14 protein-coding genes and 1 pseudogene are annotated in these 17712 nt (G+C 71.3%); 8 read left to right on the top strand and 7 right to left on the bottom strand.

Annotated features, from left to right (window positions below; translation table 11 throughout):
• Positions 1-2663, bottom strand: a 2663-nt coding sequence (rpoB, locus tag ABZU32_RS40085; protein ID WP_354931824.1) for a DNA-directed RNA polymerase subunit beta, incomplete at its 3' end; no start/stop codon positions are given.
• A gap of 345 nt (positions 2664-3008) precedes the next feature.
• Here rpoB and ABZU32_RS40080 point away from each other — a divergent pair.
• Positions 3009-4826, top strand: coding sequence for a CocE/NonD family hydrolase (locus ABZU32_RS40080; protein WP_354931821.1), 1818 nt, complete (start codon positions 3009-3011; stop codon positions 4824-4826).
• Between the two features lie 98 nt (positions 4827-4924).
• Here the strand turns inward: ABZU32_RS40080 and ABZU32_RS40075 are convergent, their stop codons facing one another.
• Together ABZU32_RS40075 and ABZU32_RS40070 are read right to left on the bottom strand one after the other, a co-directional pair.
• Positions 4925-6592: an MFS transporter gene (locus tag ABZU32_RS40075; RefSeq protein WP_354931819.1), complete on the bottom strand. Its 1668-nt coding sequence runs from the start codon at positions 6590-6592 to the stop codon at positions 4925-4927.
• Between the two features lie 37 nt (positions 6593-6629).
• The gene (locus tag ABZU32_RS40070; protein ID WP_354931817.1) at positions 6630-7118 is read right to left on the bottom strand and encodes a helix-turn-helix domain-containing protein; all 489 of its coding nucleotides are present in this window, start codon (positions 7116-7118) and stop codon (positions 6630-6632) included.
• A gap of 272 nt (positions 7119-7390) precedes the next feature.
• On the opposite strand from ABZU32_RS40070, the gene ABZU32_RS40065 reads away from it, so the two are divergent.
• The gene (locus ABZU32_RS40065) at positions 7391-8800 is read left to right on the top strand and encodes an endo-1,4-beta-xylanase (RefSeq protein WP_354931814.1); all 1410 of its coding nucleotides are present in this window, start codon (positions 7391-7393) and stop codon (positions 8798-8800) included.
• A gap of 91 nt (positions 8801-8891) precedes the next feature.
• Here ABZU32_RS40065 and ABZU32_RS40060 read toward each other — a convergent pair whose 3' ends face one another.
• A complete protein-coding gene (locus ABZU32_RS40060; protein ID WP_354931811.1) occupies positions 8892-9482 on the bottom strand; it encodes a TetR/AcrR family transcriptional regulator in 591 nt (196 codons plus the stop codon).
• Between the two features lie 106 nt (positions 9483-9588).
• Here ABZU32_RS40060 and ABZU32_RS40055 point away from each other — a divergent pair, with 106 nt between their 5' ends.
• Positions 9589-10875, top strand: a complete 1287-nt coding sequence (locus tag ABZU32_RS40055) for a Gfo/Idh/MocA family oxidoreductase (protein ID WP_354931808.1) — start codon at positions 9589-9591, stop codon at positions 10873-10875.
• Positions 10876-10896: 21 nt separating this feature from the next.
• Complete coding sequence (locus ABZU32_RS40050) at positions 10897-11694, top strand: NAD-dependent epimerase/dehydratase family protein (protein ID WP_354931805.1); 798 nt, start codon at positions 10897-10899, stop codon at positions 11692-11694.
• Positions 11695-11927: 233 nt separating this feature from the next.
• Here ABZU32_RS40050 and ABZU32_RS40045 read toward each other — a convergent pair whose 3' ends face one another.
• The gene (locus tag ABZU32_RS40045) at positions 11928-12575 is read right to left on the bottom strand and encodes an SRPBCC family protein (RefSeq protein ID WP_354853841.1); all 648 of its coding nucleotides are present in this window, start codon (positions 12573-12575) and stop codon (positions 11928-11930) included.
• 196 nt (positions 12576-12771) lie between these two features.
• Here ABZU32_RS40045 and ABZU32_RS40040 point away from each other — a divergent pair, with 196 nt between their 5' ends.
• The 4 genes from ABZU32_RS40040 to ABZU32_RS40025 all read left to right on the top strand — a co-directional run bounded on the left by ABZU32_RS40040 (position 12772) and on the right by ABZU32_RS40025 (position 15358).
• Positions 12772-12912: a hypothetical protein gene (locus tag ABZU32_RS40040; protein ID WP_354931802.1), complete on the top strand. Its 141-nt coding sequence runs from the start codon at positions 12772-12774 to the stop codon at positions 12910-12912.
• On the top strand, positions 12900-14159 hold the full coding sequence (locus ABZU32_RS40035; protein WP_354931799.1) for a hypothetical protein: 1260 nt from the start codon (positions 12900-12902) through the stop codon (positions 14157-14159). The genes ABZU32_RS40040 and ABZU32_RS40035 overlap by 13 nt, the downstream gene beginning before the upstream one ends.
• A gap of 188 nt (positions 14160-14347) precedes the next feature.
• Entirely contained in the window at positions 14348-14908 is a 561-nt protein-coding gene (locus tag ABZU32_RS40030; protein ID WP_354931796.1) for a hypothetical protein, read from the top strand.
• 159 nt (positions 14909-15067) lie between these two features.
• Positions 15068-15358 (top strand): hypothetical protein, encoded by a 291-nt coding sequence (locus tag ABZU32_RS40025; protein WP_354853832.1) that lies wholly within the window; start codon positions 15068-15070, stop codon positions 15356-15358.
• A gap of 70 nt (positions 15359-15428) precedes the next feature.
• Here ABZU32_RS40025 and ABZU32_RS40020 read toward each other — a convergent pair whose 3' ends face one another.
• A complete protein-coding gene (locus ABZU32_RS40020; protein ID WP_354931793.1) occupies positions 15429-16751 on the bottom strand; it encodes a hypothetical protein in 1323 nt (440 codons plus the stop codon).
• Positions 16752-16884: 133 nt separating this feature from the next.
• A pseudogene (locus tag ABZU32_RS40015) lies at positions 16885-17712 on the bottom strand (phospholipid carrier-dependent glycosyltransferase); the annotation flags it as partial.

The raw sequence follows: 17712 nt of genomic DNA, 5'->3' as shown, positions 1-17712 counted from the left end.
ACCGGGGTGCCGTCCTCCAGGAACGGCATGTCCTCCACGGGGAGGATCTTGGAGATGACGCCCTTGTTGCCGTGCCGGCCCGCCAGCTTGTCGCCCTCGGTGATCTTGCGCTTCTGCGCCACGTACACCCGGACCAGCTCGTTCACACCGGGAGGAAGCTCGTCGCCCTCCTCGCGCGAGAAGACCCGCACCCCGATGACCTTGCCCGTCTCACCGTGCGGGACCTTCAGGGAGGTGTCGCGGACCTCGCGGGCCTTCTCACCGAAGATCGCGCGCAGCAGCCGCTCCTCCGGCGTCAGCTCGGTCTCACCCTTGGGCGTGACCTTGCCGACCAGGATGTCACCCGGCACCACGTCCGCGCCGATGCGGATGATGCCGCGCTCGTCGAGGTCGGCCAGGACCTCTTCGGAGACGTTCGGGATGTCCCGGGTGATCTCCTCAGGGCCCAGCTTGGTGTCGCGGGCGTCGACCTCGTGCTCCTCGATGTGGATCGAGGACAGCACGTCGTCCTGCACCAGCCGCTGGGACAGGATGATCGCGTCCTCGTAGTTGTGCCCCTCCCACGGCATGAACGCCACCAGGAGGTTCTTACCGAGCGCCATCTCACCGTTGTCGGTGCACGGACCGTCGGCGACGACCTGGTTGACCTCCACCCGGTCGCCCTCGCGGACGATGGGCTTCTGGTTGAAGCTCGTGCCCTGGTTCGAGTGCTTGAACTTCGCCAGCCGGTAGGTCGTGCTCGTGCCGTCGTCGTTGGCGATCGTGACGTAGTCGGCCGAGACCTCCTCCACCACGCCGGCCTTCTGGGCGCTGATCAGGTCGCCCGTGTCGGTCGCCGCGCGGTACTCCATGCCGGTGCCGACCAGCGGGGCCTCGCTCCTGAGCAGGGGCACCGACTGGCGCATCATGTTCGCGCCCATGAGCGCGCGGTTGGCGTCGTCGTGCTCCAGGAACGGGATCATCGCCGTCGCCACCGACACCATCTGGCGCGGTGAGACGTCCATGTAGTGCACTTCGGTCGAGCGGACGTACTCGAACTCGCCGCCCTTGGTGCGCACCAGCACCCGCCCCTCGGCGAACCCGCCGTCCGCCGACAGCGGGGAGTTCGCCTGGGCGATCACGTACAGGTCTTCCTCGTCGGCGGTCAGATAGTCGATCTCCTCGGTGACCCGGCCGTCCACGACCTTGCGGTAGGGCGTCTCGACGAAGCCGAAGGCGTTGAGCCTGGCGAAGCAGGCGAGGTAGCCGATGAGGCCGATGTTCGGGCCTTCGGGCGTCTCGATCGGGCACATGCGGCCGTAGTGGGACGGGTGCACGTCGCGCATCTCCACGCCGGCCCGCTCACGCGACAGACCGCCCGGACCGAGCGCCGACAGCCGCCGCCGGTGCGTCAGACCGGACAGCGGGTTGGTCTGGTCCATGAACTGCGACAGCTGGGAGGTGCCGAAGAACTCCTTCATGGCCGCCACGACCGGGCGGATGTTGATGAGGGTCTGCGGCGTGATCGCCTCGACGTCCTGCGTGGTCATGCGCTCGCGGACGACGCGCTCCATGCGGGCCAGGCCCAGGCGGACCTGGTTCTGGATCAGCTCGCCGACGTTGCGCACCCGCCGGTTGCCGAAGTGGTCGATGTCGTCGACCTCCAGTGGCAGGCCGGCCGACTCCTCGCCGGCGTGCAGCCGCACCAGGTACTCGACCATCGCGACGATGTCGTCCTCGGTCAGGACGGTGACGTTGATGTCGGTGTCCGAGCCGAGCTTCTTGTTGATCTTGTAGCGGCCGACCTTGGCCAGGTCGTAGCGCTTGGGGTTGAAGTAGAGGTTCTCCAGCAGCGTCTGGGCGGACTCCTTGGTCGGCGGCTCGCCCGGGCGCAGCTTGCGGTAGATGTCGAGCAGGGCGTCGTCCTGGCCGGAGGTGTGGTCCTTCTCCAGGGTGGCGCGCATCGACTCGTACCGGCCGAACCGCTCGAGGATCTGGTCGTTGGTCCAGCCGAGCGCCTTGAGCAGCACGGTCACCGGCTGCTTGCGCTTGCGGTCGACGCGCACACCGACGCTGTCGCGCTTGTCGATCTCGAACTCCAGCCAGGATCCCCGTGAAGGGATGACCTTGCACCCGTAGAGGTCCTTGTCGGAGGTCTTGTCGACGGTGCGCTCGAAGTACACGCCGGGGGAGCGGACGAGCTGGGAGACCACGACCCGCTCGGTGCCGTTGACGATGAAGGTGCCCTTCGGCGTCATGAGCGGGAAGTCGCCCATGAAAACCGTCTGGCTCTTGATCTCACCGGTGGTGTTGTTGATGAACTCCGCCGTGACGAACATCGGGGCGGAGAAGGTCATGTCCTTGTCTTTGCACTCATCGACGGAGTACTTGGGCGGCTCGAACCGGTGGTCGCGGAACGACAGGGACATGGTCCCCGCGAAGTCCTCGATCGGGCTGATCTCGTGGAAGATCTCCTCGAGGCCCGACTGGGCGGGGACGTTCTTGCGCCCGGCCTGAAGAGCCGCCTCGACCCGGGCCTTCCATCTCTCGTTGCCCAGCAGCCAGTCGAACGACTCGGTCTGCAGGGCGAGAAGGTCGGGAACCTCCAGAGGCTCCTGGATGCGCGAGAAAGAGACGCGACGGGGACCGGCGGGTACGGCGGATGCGTTGCGCGAGGCTGCCAACAGATGTCCTTCCGAGGGCTCGCGGCGGGCTGACTGCACGCACGCCAGACGACCTCGCAACGTGAGCGAGCGGAGCGGGTCGACGAGAAGGCAGCGTGGAGGGATGAGCGTACTCGCTCTAATCGAATTTGTCCACGCTTACGCAGGCCCTATCCTTCCGGGCGCAACTTCATGATGACGTACGCCACTCTGCTTGTCAATCCTCAAGCGTCGCCGAGCGGGGACTTCACCCGGCGCGCGGATCGCCGCCACCGGTACGAAGTACTAACCGGACGGATAACTGCCGACAAATCGCTTACAAAATCATTTACTCTCCCATGGCATCCAGAGATCACGGGAGTGTCAATGAACATTCGCGGGAAGGCGCCGGCCGCCGTCGCGGCCGGCGCGCTGGTCACCATCGCCACCCTCACCGCGGGCGGGTCACCGGCGGCGGCCCAGGCCGGACCGGCGCCCGGGGACCCGGTCACCCACGAGCAGAACCCACGGGTTCCCGAGGGCGCCGCGTGGACGGAGGCGTACTTCCCCTCCTCGGACGGCAGCGGCGTCGAGTTGCACGCCGACGTGCTGCGCCCGGTCGGCCTGCCGGCCGACGCCAAGACCCCGGTCATCCTCTCGGTGGGGCCCTACTTCGCGCACGCCGGGCAGACCGGTCCCGAAGGCTGGGACAGGGTCGGGCCGTCGGCGCGCTTCCAGGACTTCGTCAACGGCGCCGGCCTCATGGCGCGCGGCTACACCTTCGTGATGGTCGACCTGCGCGGCTTCGGCGGCAGCACCGGGTGCCTGGACTGGGTCGGCCCCGGCGAGCAGGCCGACGTCCGTGCCGCCATCGACTGGGCGGCCGGCCAGCCCTGGTCGACCGGCAAGGTCGGCATGTACGGCAAGTCGTACGACGCCGTCACCGGACTGGTGGGCAACAACCTCAAGCTGAGAAGCCTGAAGGCGGTCGTCGCGCAGGAGCCGGTCTGGAACATGTACAACTACCTGTTCAGCAACAAGGTCCCGCGCCCCAACGTCACCGGGACCCCGGCGGCGTACAACTCGATCGCCACGATCCCCGCGCTGGCCGACGACAGCGACCGGTACAAGGCCAACGCCCAGTACGAGGCGAGCCATCCGGAGTGCCTCAGCGACAACATGACCAACAACAACGACCCCGACCCCCGATCGGCGTACTGGCGCGCCCGTGACCTCGCCGCCCGGGCGGCCGGCACCGGCACGCCGTTGTTCGTGACGCAGGGCTTCATCGAGCCCAACACCAAGCCCGAGGACATGGAGGTGTACCTCGGCAACCACCACGGCCGGGAACGCGGCTGGCTCGGCCAGTGGGAGCACGTGCGGGGCAACGACACCGACGCCTCCGGCCGGCTGTCGCAGGGGCGTGCCGGCTGGTTCGACGAGGTCATGCGGTTCTACGACCAGTACCTGCGCGGCGCCGGCCCGTCGGTGACCGACCCGGCGTACGCGATCGAGGACGGCCTCGGCGACTGGCGCGCCCAGGGCGCCTGGCCGGTGGTCACGACCTCCTACGACGCGCGGCTCTCCTCGGGCCGGTACGTCGACGACGGGGGAGGCGCGGCGGCTCCCCCGGCCGCGGCGGCCGATCGTAACCGCTGGGACATGGAGCGGGCGCCGCGGATCGAGTCGCTGACCGGCGCCGAGAGGAACAACGCGGCGGCCAGGCAGGGGGCCGCGGCCACCGCGAGCTTCTGGACGTGGTCCACGCCCGCCTCCCGGAAGCTGCGGCTCACCGGTACGCCGAAGATCAGGTTCAACGCCGGTGCGAGCGGAAACGTGATGGTCCGCCTGTGGGACGTCGCCCCGGACGGCACGGCGACGATGTTCGACGAGAACGTCGCCCTGCTGGAGAGCCGAGGAACGGTCGCGTTCAAACTGAAGTCCACCGACTGGACCTTCGAGCGGGGGCACCGCCTGGGCGTGCAGATCGGCACCATCGACTCCAACCGCTGGCTGGACGTGCCCTCGGGCAACACGATCAAGGTGTCGGACGCGCGGCTGTCCCTGGAGGTGCAGGATCCGAGGTCCGACGTGCCGACCCAGGGTGACCGCTCGCCGTACCTGGACCAGTACCTCGCGGCGAACACCACCGCCCTCGGCGACGTGGGCCCCGCCACCTTCCCGCTGAAGATCTCCAAGAGCTGACCGGCCGGTGCCCGGCACCCCGTGCCGGGCACCCGGCCCTCCATCGCGAGGCCGGGGGCCGCGGATCCGGCTTCCCTGCAGCGGGACCGCCGGTGGGCTCAGCGGGCCGCCGGGGTGGCGGGGGCGGGGCGGTGCCGGACGAGCAGGACGGTGGGGAGCGCCACGACGAGGAAGGCGGCGGCGACCACGACGAAGCCCGTGTGGGCGGCGGCGGTGAGGGCTCCCGCGATCGCGTGGTGGATGGGGACGGCCAGCCCGGCGGGGGGCCGGCCGCTCGCGCCGTTCGCGGCCGCCTGGATCACCTGGCGTGAGACCTCGGCGGGCACGCCCGCCGCGTCGAGGCGGGCGGGGAGTCCTGCGGCGAACCTCGAGGTCAGGACGGTGCCGAGCACGCTGGCGCCGAGCACGGAGCCGAGCTGGCGGAACATGTTGACGATGGCGCTGGCCATGCCGGCCCGCTCGTGCGGAACGCTGATCACGGCGGCGGCCGTGGAGGGGGCGACGAGCAGGCCGGTGCCCGCGCCGAAGAGCAGGAGGCCGGGCCAGACCGGGCCGAAGCCGGCGGAGGGAGGGCTGAGCAGGAGCAGCAGAGCGCCCGCGGCGCCGAGGACGAGCCCGGCGGTGAGGGTGATCCTGAAGCCGACGCGCTTGACCAGCGGCGGGGCGAGGGCGCTGACCACGATGTAGGTCACGAACATGACCATGAGGAACACGCCGGCCGTCAGCGGGGTGCGTCCCTGGACCCGCTGGAGGTACAGGACGTTGAGCAGGGCGATGCCGGTGAAGCCGAACAGGGACGCGGTGGCGGACACCAGCACGGCGCTGAACGACGCCGAGCGGAACAGGCGGACGTCGACCATCGGCTGGGCGGCGCGCAGTTCGACCGCGACGAAGCCCGCCAGGGCGAGCGCGATGAGGACGTAGCCGGCGATGATCGCCGGGCTGGTGTACCCGGCGGAGCCGCCCTGGATGATCGTGAAGACCAGGGCGCCGACCGTGAGCGTCCCGAGGGCCAGACCGGCGACGTCCAGGCGTCGTGCGACGCCCCCGGTGGGGATGACCAGCGGGAACGTCAGGGCGAGCACGAGGGCTCCCGTCACGACGTTGAGCAGGTAGACCGCGTGCCACGGGAAGGAGGCGAGCAGCAGGCCCGCGGTGACCGGGCCGATCGCCAGGCCCAGCCCGGAGCAACTGGCCCAGACGCCGATCGCCGCCGTTCTCTCGTGCGGCCGGGTGAAGGTGTGGCTGACGGTCGACAGGCTGGTGGGCAGGATGATCGCCCCGCCGACGCCCATGACGGCCTGCGCGAGGATGAGGGCCGCGGCGCCGCTCGACGCGAAGGCGAGCGCACTGCCCGCGGTGAAGACGAGCGCGCCGGTGAAGAACGTCCGGCGGTGGCCGAGCCGGTCTCCGATCGTGCCGGCCGACAGCACGAGGCTCGCGACCAGCAGGCTGTACGCGCTGGTGATCCACACGGTGGTGGTGGCGGACGCCTGAAGGTCGGCCTGGATCTCGGTGAGCGCGGTCAGCGTGGCGGAGATGTTGAAGAACGCCATCATCATGCCCAGGCACACCACGACCAGGCTGATCCAGCGCCGCGCGTTCGAGGCGGGGGGAGGGGTGGTGCGCGCGCCGGCCGGGCGCGCTCCGGCGCCGGGGGCGCCTGAGCCCGGCATGCCCGGACCCGCGACGGCGGTGTCCGAGCTCGGGATGCCGGCGCCCATGCGGGATGGGCCGGTGCGGGTGGCGGGGTCGGAGAAAGGCATGCCCGAACCATAGCCATCTGGCTATGGTTTAGCAAAGTTAGCCCTGGGTCGGCCCCGGGTCGTGGGGGACGATGACGAGGTCGTCGAGCCCGAGCTCCCGGCCCGCCTCGTCGCGCGGCCTGATGGTGACGGGCGCGCCGGTCTGGCGTTCCACCACCCGGACGGGGCCGCCGTCGGGCTGGAGGTACTTGTCGCCCCACTGCATGAGCGCGAGCACCGCGGGGAAGAGGTCCTTGCCCATCGCCGTCAGCACGTACTCGTAACGCGTGCGCTTGCCGGGCTCGCGGTACGGGCGCCTGTCCAGGACGCCGAGCTCGACGAGCTGCTTGAGGCGCGCGGAGGCGACCGCGTCGGTGATGCCGACCCGCTCGGCGAAGTCGTCGAACCGCGTCGTCCCGTAGTACGCCTCCCGGAGCAGGAGGATCGCCGACCGGGTGCCGATCACGTCCATGGCCTTGCCGATCGAGCAGCGATCGGCCCGCCAGCTCGCCCTGTCGGCGAGGGGTCCTTCCAGGATCATGGCCATGGGGGGATTGTACTCTGGCTAGCTCCAGCCATAGTCAGGCGGGCATCGCCTGGCTATGGCCGCTCATGGTCAGATGACCGTCGACGGGGTGAAGCCCGGAAGCTGAAACTTTCGATGCCGGTCAGAAGCGCACGTGGCGCCACCAGGCCAGGAGGGGCGATCGGCCCGAAAGCTCTCTGGCGGTCGTTGACGCCTCTGGAGGACCCTTCACAGACTGGCTCGCGAGCGGCGCTCTCCTGCCGACGATCAGCGTTCCAGGTGGAGGAACAGCGATGATCGACAAGGCCGTCCCGCCCGGCGGGCACCGGAAACGACAGCCAGGCGCTCGAAGCGCGTTCGTCGTCGGCCTGGTCGCCGCCCTCGGCGCGGGACTGCTCGCCCTGTCCGGGCCCGCCGACGCGGCGAGCACGCTCGGTGCGTCGGCCGAGGCGCGGGGCCGCTATTTCGGAGCGGCCGTCGCCGCCGCCCATCTGGGCGAAGCCGACTACACGACCGTGCTGAACCGCGAGTTCGACATGGTCACGCCCGAGAACGAGATGAAGTGGGACGCGGTGGAGCCGGCCCGCGGCTCCTTCACCTATGTCCAGGGCGACCGCATCGTCGCCTCGGCGCGTGAGCACGGCCAGCGGGTGCGCGGGCACACACTGGTGTGGCACTCCGGGCTCCCCCAGTACATGAGCACCCTGACGTCGGCGGACGAGCTGCGCGCGGCGATGAACGAGCACATCACCGGCGTGATGAACCACTACAAGGGCCAGATCTACGCCTGGGACGTGGTCAACGAGGCGTTCCTGGACGGCAGCGGAGCCCGCCGCGACTCGATGTTCCAGCGGCGCATCGGCGACGGCTTCATCGAGGAGGCCTTCCGCACCGCCCGGGCGGCCGACCCTGACGCCAAGCTCTGCTACAACGACTACAACATCGACGACGCCGACGCCGCCAAGACCCGGGCGGTGTACGCCATGGTCCAGGACTTCACCGCGCGCGGCGTGCCGATCGACTGCGTGGGCCTGCAGTCGCACTTCAACGGCCAGGCGCCGGTGCCGGGCAACTATCAGCGCACCATCGAGCGGTTCGCCGCGCTCGGCGTCGACGTGCAGATCACCGAGCTGGACATCGAGGGCTCGGGCGGCGCCCAGGCCGACGGGTACCGCAAGGTGGTCAACGCCTGCCTGGCGGTCCCGCGCTGCACCGGCATCACCGTATGGGGCGTCACCGACAAGTACTCCTGGCGCGCCGGCGGCACCCCGCTGCTGTTCGACGGCGCCTACGGCAGGAAGCCCGCCTACGACGCGGTGCTCGCCGCGCTGAACGACGCCACGACTCCCACCCCCACGCCGACGCCGACGCCCTCCGGGACGCCGCCAACCGCGGCCTGCGGCGTCAGCGCCACCACGTCGGGCCGGTGGAGCGGCGGCTACATCGTCCGGCCGGTCACCGTGACCAACACCGGCGGCTCGCCCATCACGCGCTGGACGGTCACCTTCACCCTGCCGGCCGGGCACGCCGTCACCAGTTCGTGGAACGCGTCCCTCACCACCGCCGGGCGGACGGTGACCGCCCGCGGCACCGCCCGCAACGCCTCCCTCGCTCCGGGCGCCGCCACGACGTTCGGGTACGTGGGCAGCCGTCCCAACGGCGACCCCTCGCTGCCCTCGGGCTACGCCTGCACCGCAGGCTGACCGCGCGTCGCGGCCGGCCCGGGCGGCCCGTCCGGCGCGCGCTCGGGCTCAGGGGGACGGTGACCCGTCCGGCACCCGGTGTGCCAGGGGGTCAGGAAGAGGGCCAGGCGCGCAGGGCGATCTCGGCGACGCGCAGGAGATCCTCGCGACCGGCGCCCGAGGCGGCCTGGACGGCGATGCCGTCGGTGACGGCGTGGACGAAGCGGGCCAGGTCGGCCGGGTCGCTGTCGGCCGGCAGGTCGCCTTCGTCGCGGGCCCGTTCGAAACGTGCCCGCAAGGCCATCTCGCCCGCCTTCCTGCGCGCCGCCACCTCGTCTCTGACCGGCTCGGCCTCCGGCCCGCACGCCTGGACGCAGCGCACGCTCAGGCACCCCCGGGGCGTGCCGGTGCCCGAGGTCAGCTCGACGGCTGCGTACACCATGCGCTCGGCGACCTCCCGTGCCCGGGAGGCGTCGAGGGCGCGGGCCGCGAAACCGCCCGGTCCCTCGATGTAGCGGTCCAGGACCTTGCGGAACAGGTCCTCCTTGTTGCCGAACGCGGCGTAGAGGCTCGGGCGGTTGATGCCCATGGCCGCGGTGAGGTCGGAGATGGCCGTCCCCTCGTACCCCTGGCTCCAGAAGACCTCCAGGGCGCGGTCGAGCGCGGTGTCGGGGTCGAACGCGCGCGGGCGTCCTCCGGGCATGTGCGCCTCCCAGATTTCGTACCTGTCAGTACATTACCCGTTGACGCCGCCTTCCGGGCCGGGCTAGTTTCATACCGCTCGATACAAAACAGGAGGAGGCGGATCGATGGGTCAAAGGCTTGGAAGGCCGATTCGCGTCGGCGTCGTCGGCGCGAGTCCCGGCCGGGGCTGGGGAACGGCCGCGCACCTGCCCGCGCTGCTCAATCTGGAGGAGTACGCGGTCACCGCCGTCGCGACGACGAGGCCGGACACCGCCCGGCGCACCGCCGCGGAGTTCGGGATACCGCACGCCTTCGCGGGCGCGGGCGAGCTGGCCGCGCATCCGGAGGTCGACGTGGTCGCCGTCGTGGTGAAGGCGCCCGACCACGGGGAGGCGGTACGGGCGGCGCTCGCGTCCGGCAAGCACGTCGTGTGCGAGTGGCCGCTCGGGGTGGACGTGGACGAGGCCGAGAAGCTGGCCGCCGCCGCGGCCGACGCCGGCGTGGTGCACGCGGTCGTCCTGCAGGGCGTCCACTCGCCGGCGGCCGGGTTCGTCGCCGACCTCCTCTCCGAGGGACGCATCGGCCGGCTGGAGTCGATCACGCTGGTGGCCGCGGGGGACTCCCTCGGCGGGGCCCGCATCGCGCCGGAGCTCGCCTGGAGCACCGAACCCGCCGCCGGGACCAACTTGCTGACCGTGATGGCCGGGCACTTCCTGGCCGTGGTCGAGGGCATCGCCGGCCCGTTCACCGAGGTCACCGCCACGCTCGGCTACCGGCGCCCCCGCGTCGAGGTGATCGGGACCGGCGAGACGGTGCCCAACGCGGTGCCCGACCACGTGGCCGTGCACGGCCCACTGGAGGGCGGGGCGATCGGCGCGGTGATCGTGCACGGCGGCGACGCGGCATCGCCCGACGGGTTCCACCTCAAGATCAGCGGGTCGGAGGGGACCCTGACGGCCGCTCCGGCGCGGCCGGGGGTGTACCCGCACTGGGCCGACTGGACGGTCGCCTACGCCACCTCCGCCGGCGTCCACGGCGGCCCGTTCACCGTGGGAGCGCACGCCGACGGCGACACCCGGCCGGACGGCGGTACCCGAAGGGCGCACGGCGGTACCCCAAGTGTGGACGGCGGTACCCGAAGCGCGCACGGCGGTATCTCGAACGGGGACGGCGGTGGCGGTTCGGAGCGGGGGAGCGGTGCCGGGGGCGGTCAGGCGGCCGGCTCGGTGCCGCGCGGCGTGCCCGCCGGCCCCGCGGTGAACGTCGCCGCGTTCTACCGGCGGATCGCCCCGGCGCTCGCCGAGGGACGGCCGGCGCATCCCTCCTTCCACACGGCCGTGCGGCTGCACCGCCTGCTCGCCGCCATCGAGAACGCCGCGCGGACCGGCGTCCGCCAGATCATCGCCCCCTGACCTCGCGAGGAGTCGTCCTTCATGAAGATTTTGATCATCGGCGCCACCGGTTACATCGGGACACGCGTGGCCGCGGCGCTGGCCGGGGCCGGGCACGAGGTCGTGGCGCTGACCCGCCCGGGTGCGGCGAACCCGCCGTACGCGGCGGTCACCGCGGACCTCGCCGACCCGGTCTCGCTGACCGGTGCCGCGACGGGGTTCGACCGCGTGGTGCACGCCGGACCGCCGCTCGGCGCCGAGGTGGACCTGGCCGGGGTGGACGCGCTGCTCGCCGCCGGCAGCCCTGTGGTCTGCACGACGGGGGCGGCCGTCCTCGGGGCGGGTGCCGTGGACGAGGACAGCCCGCCCGCCCCGCACCCCATCGCCGCCTGGCGGCCGGAGGTCGAGCGCCGGGTGCTGGCGGCCGGCGGGTGGGTGATCCGCCCGGGTCTGGTGTACGGCCACGGCGGGGGCCTGGTCCACGGGCTGCTGGCCGCCAAGGCGGCCGAGCGGGGAGGTGGCGTGTACATCGGTGAGCCAGGGGTGCGCTGGCCGGTCGTGCACGTGGACGACCTGTCCGACCTGTATGTGGCCGTCGTGAGAAGTGCCGCGCCGGGCACCGTCTGGCACGGCATGGCCGAGACGGCCCGCCTCGACGCGATCGCGCGGGCGCTCGGCGGGGGAAGGGCGTCGTCGTGGCCTGTGGAGGAGGCGAAGGCGGAGCTGGGGCCGCTGGCGGACTTGTTCACCCGTGACCAGGACGTCTCCGCCGCCAAGACCCGCGAGCTGCTCGGCTGGACCCCGCGGCACACCTCGGTCATCGCCCACCTCACCGCCTGACCGGCGATCGGACCTCCACCGCGGGCCGGCGGGGCACGGCGGGAACGGCGCGGAACGGCGAGAACGGCGGGAACGGCGGGGAACGGCGAGAACGGCGGGGAACGGCGGGGAACGGCGTCCACGGCATGGCCGGTGTCGAAGGGAAGGGGATTCCACGGCGCAGGCCTCACGGTGGTGGGGCCGATGGTGGTGCCGGGCGGGGCGGCCATGACGGGCGCCCCGCCCGGCGGGGGTCAGAGCTGGCCGCTCTCGATGGCCTGCTTGATGGCTGTCTGGGTCTGCTGGTGCGAGGCGACGCCGTTGGCGACGACGAAGTCGATCAGCGCGTCGTCCGCGTCGAAGGTCAGGCGCTCGGTGACCTTGGTGCCGCCGTCCTTCTGCACGGTGAAGCTGATGCGCTGGTGGGTGACGACGTTGGGCAGCGACCAGGTGTCGGTCTCGTAGAACAGCTCGGCCTCGTGGAGACGCTGCTGGGCGTGGGTGTGGGAGGAGACGATCGTTCCCTGGTAGGGGATGTCCTCGATCGCGGTGAAGTCGATGTAGCGGACGCCGCTCTGGCGCCAGTCGCGGTGGGTGGAGACCCGCGTGAGGAACGCCGCCCGGCCGATGTGGTTGTTGATGTTGGAGTACGCCGTGAAGACCTGCTGGGCCGGGGCGTTGATCGTGATGGAGATCGTCTGGCTCTGCCGGGTGCGCCCCGATCCCGGGAGCGGGGGCGGCGAGGCGTCGTAGAACTTGTAGGTGTCCCACGCGGTCTGCCACTCCGCGGCCAGTTCGGCGTCGGTGGGCGTGGTGTCGGCGTGGGCGCCGCCGGACAGGGCGGTGAGGACGAAGGCCGCGGCGAAGAGCTGAGCCGCGAGAACCTGAAGAAGCTTTCTCACATGTACCTCAAGGGGGGACAGTAGGTGCAATAGATCTTCTATCGCATGTAAGCGGCATTCCGCCCGCTGTTGGTCAAAGACGGCATCGGCCCGGCCGGGGCAACTCCATGGCGATTCGCCGTACATCGAACCTTTGTCGAGGAAGACGACTCTTATCGGAGGACACGACCGAGACGCAGAACGGGGAAGGACCGACATGCCAGTGAACCTCGCCAACGGCGAACCGCTCGCGTGGGACGCGCCTGGCCTGGACGCCGACACCAAGGCGATGCTCGACAACCTGCAGGCCAACATCTGCAGGCGCACGTCCGCGAGCACCTGTCGGTGCTGCTGGTGAGTTTCGGCGACGGCGCCGACGGCAGGCGGTTCCTCCACGGCCTGGTGCCGCTGGTGAAGTCGGCCAGGACGCACCTCGCGGAGGTCCGCGCCTTCAACGGCACGCGGGCCCCCGGCACCCCGTACGTCGGGGTGGGCATCAGCAAGCTCGGCTATCTCAAACTCGGCCACTCCACCACCGGGTTCACCGACAACGCCTTCAAATCCGGACTCAAGCGGCGCACGGACACGCTGAGCGACCCGCCGGTGAGCGCCTGGGAGGCGCCGTACCGAAGGGAGATCCACGCGGTCGTGCTCATCGGCGACGCCACCGAGGCGCCGGTCACCGCCACCCGTGAGCGCGTCCTGGCGCTGCTGCCCGCGACCGCGACGATCGTCGGCGAGGAGAGCGGCCACGGGCTGCGCAACGCGCAGGGCAACGGCATCGAGCACTTCGGCTACATCGACGGCCGCAGCCAGCCGCTGTTCCTCGCCGACCAGGTGGCCGCCGAGCCCGGGCACAACTGGACGCCGTTCTTCCCGCTGAGCCACATTCTGGTCGCCGACCCGCTGGCGCCCAAGCCGGCCCGGCACATGGGGAGCTACCTGGTGTTCCGGAAGCTGGAGCAGAACGTGCGGGCGTTCCGGCAGGCCGAGGAGGACCTGGCCGACGCGCTCGGGCTCGCCGGAGCCGACCGGGCGCTCGCCGGGGCCCTGCTGGTCGGCCGGTTCCGCAACGGCACGCCGCTGCGGCTCCACGGCAGGCCCAGCTCGGACGGCCACCCGGTGCAGAACGACTTCAGCTACCGCGACGACCCGGACGGCGCCAAGTGCCCCTTCAGCGCGCACATCCGCAAGACCAACCCGCGCGACTCCAAGGACGGCGGCCTCGAGCGCGTCCTTGGGGTGATGATGGCCCGGCGCGGCCAGACCTACGGCGCGCGCACCGACATCCCCTGGGATGACGCGCCGCCGCGGACTCGCCCGACCGGCGGGGTGGGCCTGCTGTTCATGGCGTTCAACGCGAGCCTGCAGTCCCAGTTCGAGTTCACCCAGCAGGCGTGGGCCGACAACTCCGGCTTCCCCGTGGAGGGGACCGGCCACGATCCGGTGATCGGGCAGGGCCGTCGTGAGGGCAAGGTGAGCTTCCCCAAGGCGTGGGGGAGCGAGCAGCACGGCGCGCCGCAACAGCAGGCGCCGCAGACCGTCACGATGAAAGGCGGCGAGTATTTCTTCATGCCGTCCCTCGCGTATCTCAAGAGCCTGTAAATCACCGGAGGCCGCTTTCCGGAATACCGGGTGAGGGCCGCGCGCGGCGTGCCACAGTGGAGGCGCGCCGCCTCGCCGGGGCGCCGTCAGAGGCAATTCACGCCGCCACGCGTCGAAGCCGGCCGGAGGTCCGAGTGGCGACAGCCGACAACGCAGGCCGCGGGAGATCGGGATGGCCGCGTCTCGCCGTGCCGGTCCTGGTAATGATCGCCATGGTGCTCATCGTCTCGGCCATCGGCGACTCCGCCGCGGCGCCCACCTCCTCCGGTCCTCCGGTGGCCTCCGCCTCCCCGTCGTGGTGTGATCAGCCGCCGTCCCGCGCGCTCGTGCGGCCCGGCGGCGGCGCCGTCACCTTCCCCGAGGTCTCCTACGCCGTCGACCACACGGGCAGCCGCCCGCGCATCGATCTCGGGGGCAGCTACCAGGGCGTCGTCGACGAGGGCGAACGCGTCGCGGTGATCATGCGGGAGCCCGCCGGCTCGTACGACCGCGCGGCCGGCGACCTGCCCGGCGAGGGCGGCTACTCCTACCAGGGCGAGGTCCGCCTCGACGAGCGTGCGCACTGCTGGACGGCGCTCGCGCTGGGCTCGCGGCTCGCCTGGAGCCCGGCCGGGCGGCCGGTATGGCACGTCTACCTTGTGCTGGTCCCGGTCGATTTCGCGGTCATGTCGGTGTCGGCGCGCGGCCGGGTCGAGGACGGCGTCTTCAGCGCTCTGCGGGTGCTCGCCGATTTCCTGGTCACGGAATAGCCGGTATAACGCGATACTTTCTCCGCTTTCCGTAATTTATCGGTAAATCCGGCGACTGCCGCCAAAGTGCCTCTTATCGTCCTTATCCCGCGCCAATCATTACGGGCCACGACGAAGGGTAGGAAGGTAGCGTCAACACGCCGTTATCAAGGGGGGCATATGATCAGGGCACTCAACAGAATGGGCATCCGGTCGGGCATGATGTACACGGCCGGTCTGATCTCCGTCGGCGCGTCGTTCGTCTCGTGGATGCTGTCCAAAGAGATGGAGCAGGACATCGCCCGCGCCGACCGCTGGGGCCTGTTCGTCGGTGAGTGGGCGCCGACGTTCTTCGCCATCGGCGTCGCCCTGCGCATCGAGGAGACCCGCCAGGAGATCATGTCCGGGCGCCCCGAAGAGGAGATGCGCCAGGAAGAGCGCATGGGCCGCCGCATGACCGCGGGGATCTAGGCGCACGTCCGCGATCGCCCCACCGCGGCGGCCACCGGCCGCGCGCCATCTGGCACGCGGCCGGCCCGGCTCAGTTGAGGGTGACGTACTTGCGGGGACGCAGTGCCTGCCGGCGCAGGGCCGTGAGAGCGGCGGCCTGCCCGGCCGGGGTCAGGGTGACGGGGACGGCCTCCTCGGGGGAGGGCCGGTCGTCGCGGGGGGCGCACAGGTGCAGCGCCTCCAGGCGGTGGCGCAGCTCCACCAGGGGCGCCGCCACGTCGGCCGGGGTGGTCGTCCGCCAGCCCTCGCCGACCACGACCTCGGTGACGCGCTCGGTGAGCGGGCCGCACGGCAGGTCGTCGCGCTCGACCAGGAGCATCAGCCCGACCTCGCGCACCGACATCTCCATCTCGCGCTCGCCCGTCGCGGGCGTCAGCAGGGCGGGAGCCGCCGCCTGCCACAGGGCGGCGGGGTCGTCCAGCAGCCGGCGCCCGGCCGGCGTCAGCACCAGGGCCCGGCCGGCACGGGAGACCGCGCCGAGCTCGCGCTCGGCGATGCGGCGCAGAGCGCGCAGCGCCGCCACGCCGCCCTCGCTGCGGGTGCCCGCCATCTCCCAGCCGAACCGCTCGGCCGCCTCGACGACCACGGCGCGGGCGATGTTGTGCTGCTTGGTGAGCGGCACGCCGGCGGGCAGGGCGGCCAGTTCGAGCAGCCACCGCAGAGCGGGGAACTGCGGGCCGTCGGGGACCGGGATCGGCGCGTGCAGGCGCACCTCGAACGGCTGCGCCAGGTCGCGGCGGGCGGCGCCCCGGCCGAGCACCCAGCGGTTGAGCCGCTCGCCGTGCACGCGGTTGACCCAGTTGTCGCCGCCCAGCTCGGTGCGCGGGGCGGTCAGCCAGCGGCGGGTGAGCGCCTCGGCCTGGGACTTCCAATCGCTCGCGGCGGGCACGAGCTCGCCGGAGACGACGGCGAGCTCCAGCGCCGCCGAGCAGGCGAGGTGGGCGCCGAGCTCCTCGGGCCCCATGATCGAGCTCCAGTGCAGCTCGGGCACGTCGGGCGGCAGGACGCCGGTGGCGTTCAGCGCGCGCTGGTAGGCCGCCGTCCCGGCGTCCTCGCCGCCGCGCGCGTACGTGCGCAGGATGCGCGCGGTGACCGGGGAGGTGCACAGCTCGGCGTAGCGCTCCATGCCGCCCAGCCGCAGCAGCCGGCCCAGGGCCAGGGCGAGATCGCCGTGCTCGCCGGTCACCTTCAGGGGGAGGGTGTACCAGAGGAACTCGCACACATCGAGCTGGGTGATCGTTTCTAACGGCTCGCCGCCGGTCAGCCATTCGACGGCCACCCGGGCGTCGTCGGCGACCTCCGGATCGGAGCGCTCGAGCTCGGTGAGGAGCGCGGCGACGTCGGGTGCGGGCATGCTTCGCAGTCTGCCGTATAGGGCCGGGCCCTGACGACGACCACCGCCACGGACGATTTCCACGTCACCTACCTGTAAGACCGGAAAGAGCAGAAGGGCTTGGTTGTAACGATCAGGGGGATCATGTCCGGGGTCATATCCAGCGGTCGAGGAGCATGCGCCGGTGCCAATCGTCGTAGGGGATGATCTCGGCGGCGATAACGGGGTACAGCCACCAGAAGTTAACCAGGGCCACGAGCACGAAGGCACCCGAAAGCGCGGCTCCGATGATCCTGCGCCTCGGATTGGTGCCGTTGGCCGGCCCGATGAGCAGCCCGGCCGCGAGCGTCAGCGCCAGGATCATGAACGGCAGCATGGGGGCGGTGTAGAACAGGAACATGGTGCGGTGGTCGGCGATGGCGTAGTAGACCCACGGCAGCCAGCCGACGCCGTAGGCCAGCAGCACCGCGCCGGCCCGCCAGTCGCGGGTGGCCACGTACCAGGCGATCAGCGCGATCAACGCCACCACGGCGCCGTACCAGATGATGGGGGTTCCGACCCCGAGCACGGCCTGGGAGCACTTGTCCGCCTTGCAGCCGCCGGTGGGGCTCTCGTAGAAGAAGGCCACCGGGCGCAGCAGCAGCGGCCACTGCCAGGGCCACGACTGGTAGGGATGGGTGGAGTTCAGCCCGGTGTGGAAGCTCAGGACCATCCACTGGTAGTCCCACCAGGAGCGCAGCGAGTTGAAGACGAAGTACACCCAGCCGCTGGAGGTGGCCTGGGCCCAGTTGCGGCCGTAGCCGTAGGCGGTGGCGAACCAGCCGGTCCAACTGGCCATGTAGGTCAGCGCGGGCACCACGGCCACCGCGACCAGCGAGGTGGGCACGTCGTGGCGGAACATGCCGGAGAACGGGCGGCGCAGCCCGACCGCCCGGCGGGCTCCGGCGTCCCACACCAGGCTCATGATCGCGAAGGCGATCAG

The sequence above is a fragment of the Sphaerisporangium sp. NPDC005288 genome (assembly GCF_040607475.1).
Lineage (GTDB): Bacteria > Actinomycetota > Actinomycetes > Streptosporangiales > Streptosporangiaceae > Sphaerisporangium > Sphaerisporangium rhizosphaerae.
The sequence above is the reverse complement of the archived record's forward strand: the minus strand, read 5'-3'. Positions and strand labels throughout refer to the sequence as shown.

Bases quoted from the DNA above. Each gene is read 5' to 3' on its own strand.
- ABZU32_RS40080 (WP_354931821.1), top strand. From the start codon at position 3,009: ATGAACATTCGCGGGAAGGCGCCGGCCGCCGTCGCGGCCGGCGCGCTG.
- ABZU32_RS40075 (WP_354931819.1), bottom strand. From the start codon at position 6,592: ATGCCTTTCTCCGACCCCGCCACCCGCACCGGCCCATCCCGCATGGGC.
- ABZU32_RS40070 (WP_354931817.1), bottom strand. From the start codon at position 7,118: ATGGCCATGATCCTGGAAGGACCCCTCGCCGACAGGGCGAGCTGGCGG.
- ABZU32_RS40065 (WP_354931814.1), top strand. From the start codon at position 7,391: ATGATCGACAAGGCCGTCCCGCCCGGCGGGCACCGGAAACGACAGCCA.
- ABZU32_RS40060 (WP_354931811.1), bottom strand. From the start codon at position 9,482: ATGCCCGGAGGACGCCCGCGCGCGTTCGACCCCGACACCGCGCTCGAC.
- ABZU32_RS40055 (WP_354931808.1), top strand. From the start codon at position 9,589: ATGGGTCAAAGGCTTGGAAGGCCGATTCGCGTCGGCGTCGTCGGCGCG.
- ABZU32_RS40050 (WP_354931805.1), top strand. From the start codon at position 10,897: ATGAAGATTTTGATCATCGGCGCCACCGGTTACATCGGGACACGCGTG.
- ABZU32_RS40040 (WP_354931802.1), top strand. From the start codon at position 12,772: ATGCCAGTGAACCTCGCCAACGGCGAACCGCTCGCGTGGGACGCGCCT.
- ABZU32_RS40025 (WP_354853832.1), top strand. From the start codon at position 15,068: ATGATCAGGGCACTCAACAGAATGGGCATCCGGTCGGGCATGATGTAC.
- ABZU32_RS40020 (WP_354931793.1), bottom strand. From the start codon at position 16,751: ATGCCCGCACCCGACGTCGCCGCGCTCCTCACCGAGCTCGAGCGCTCC.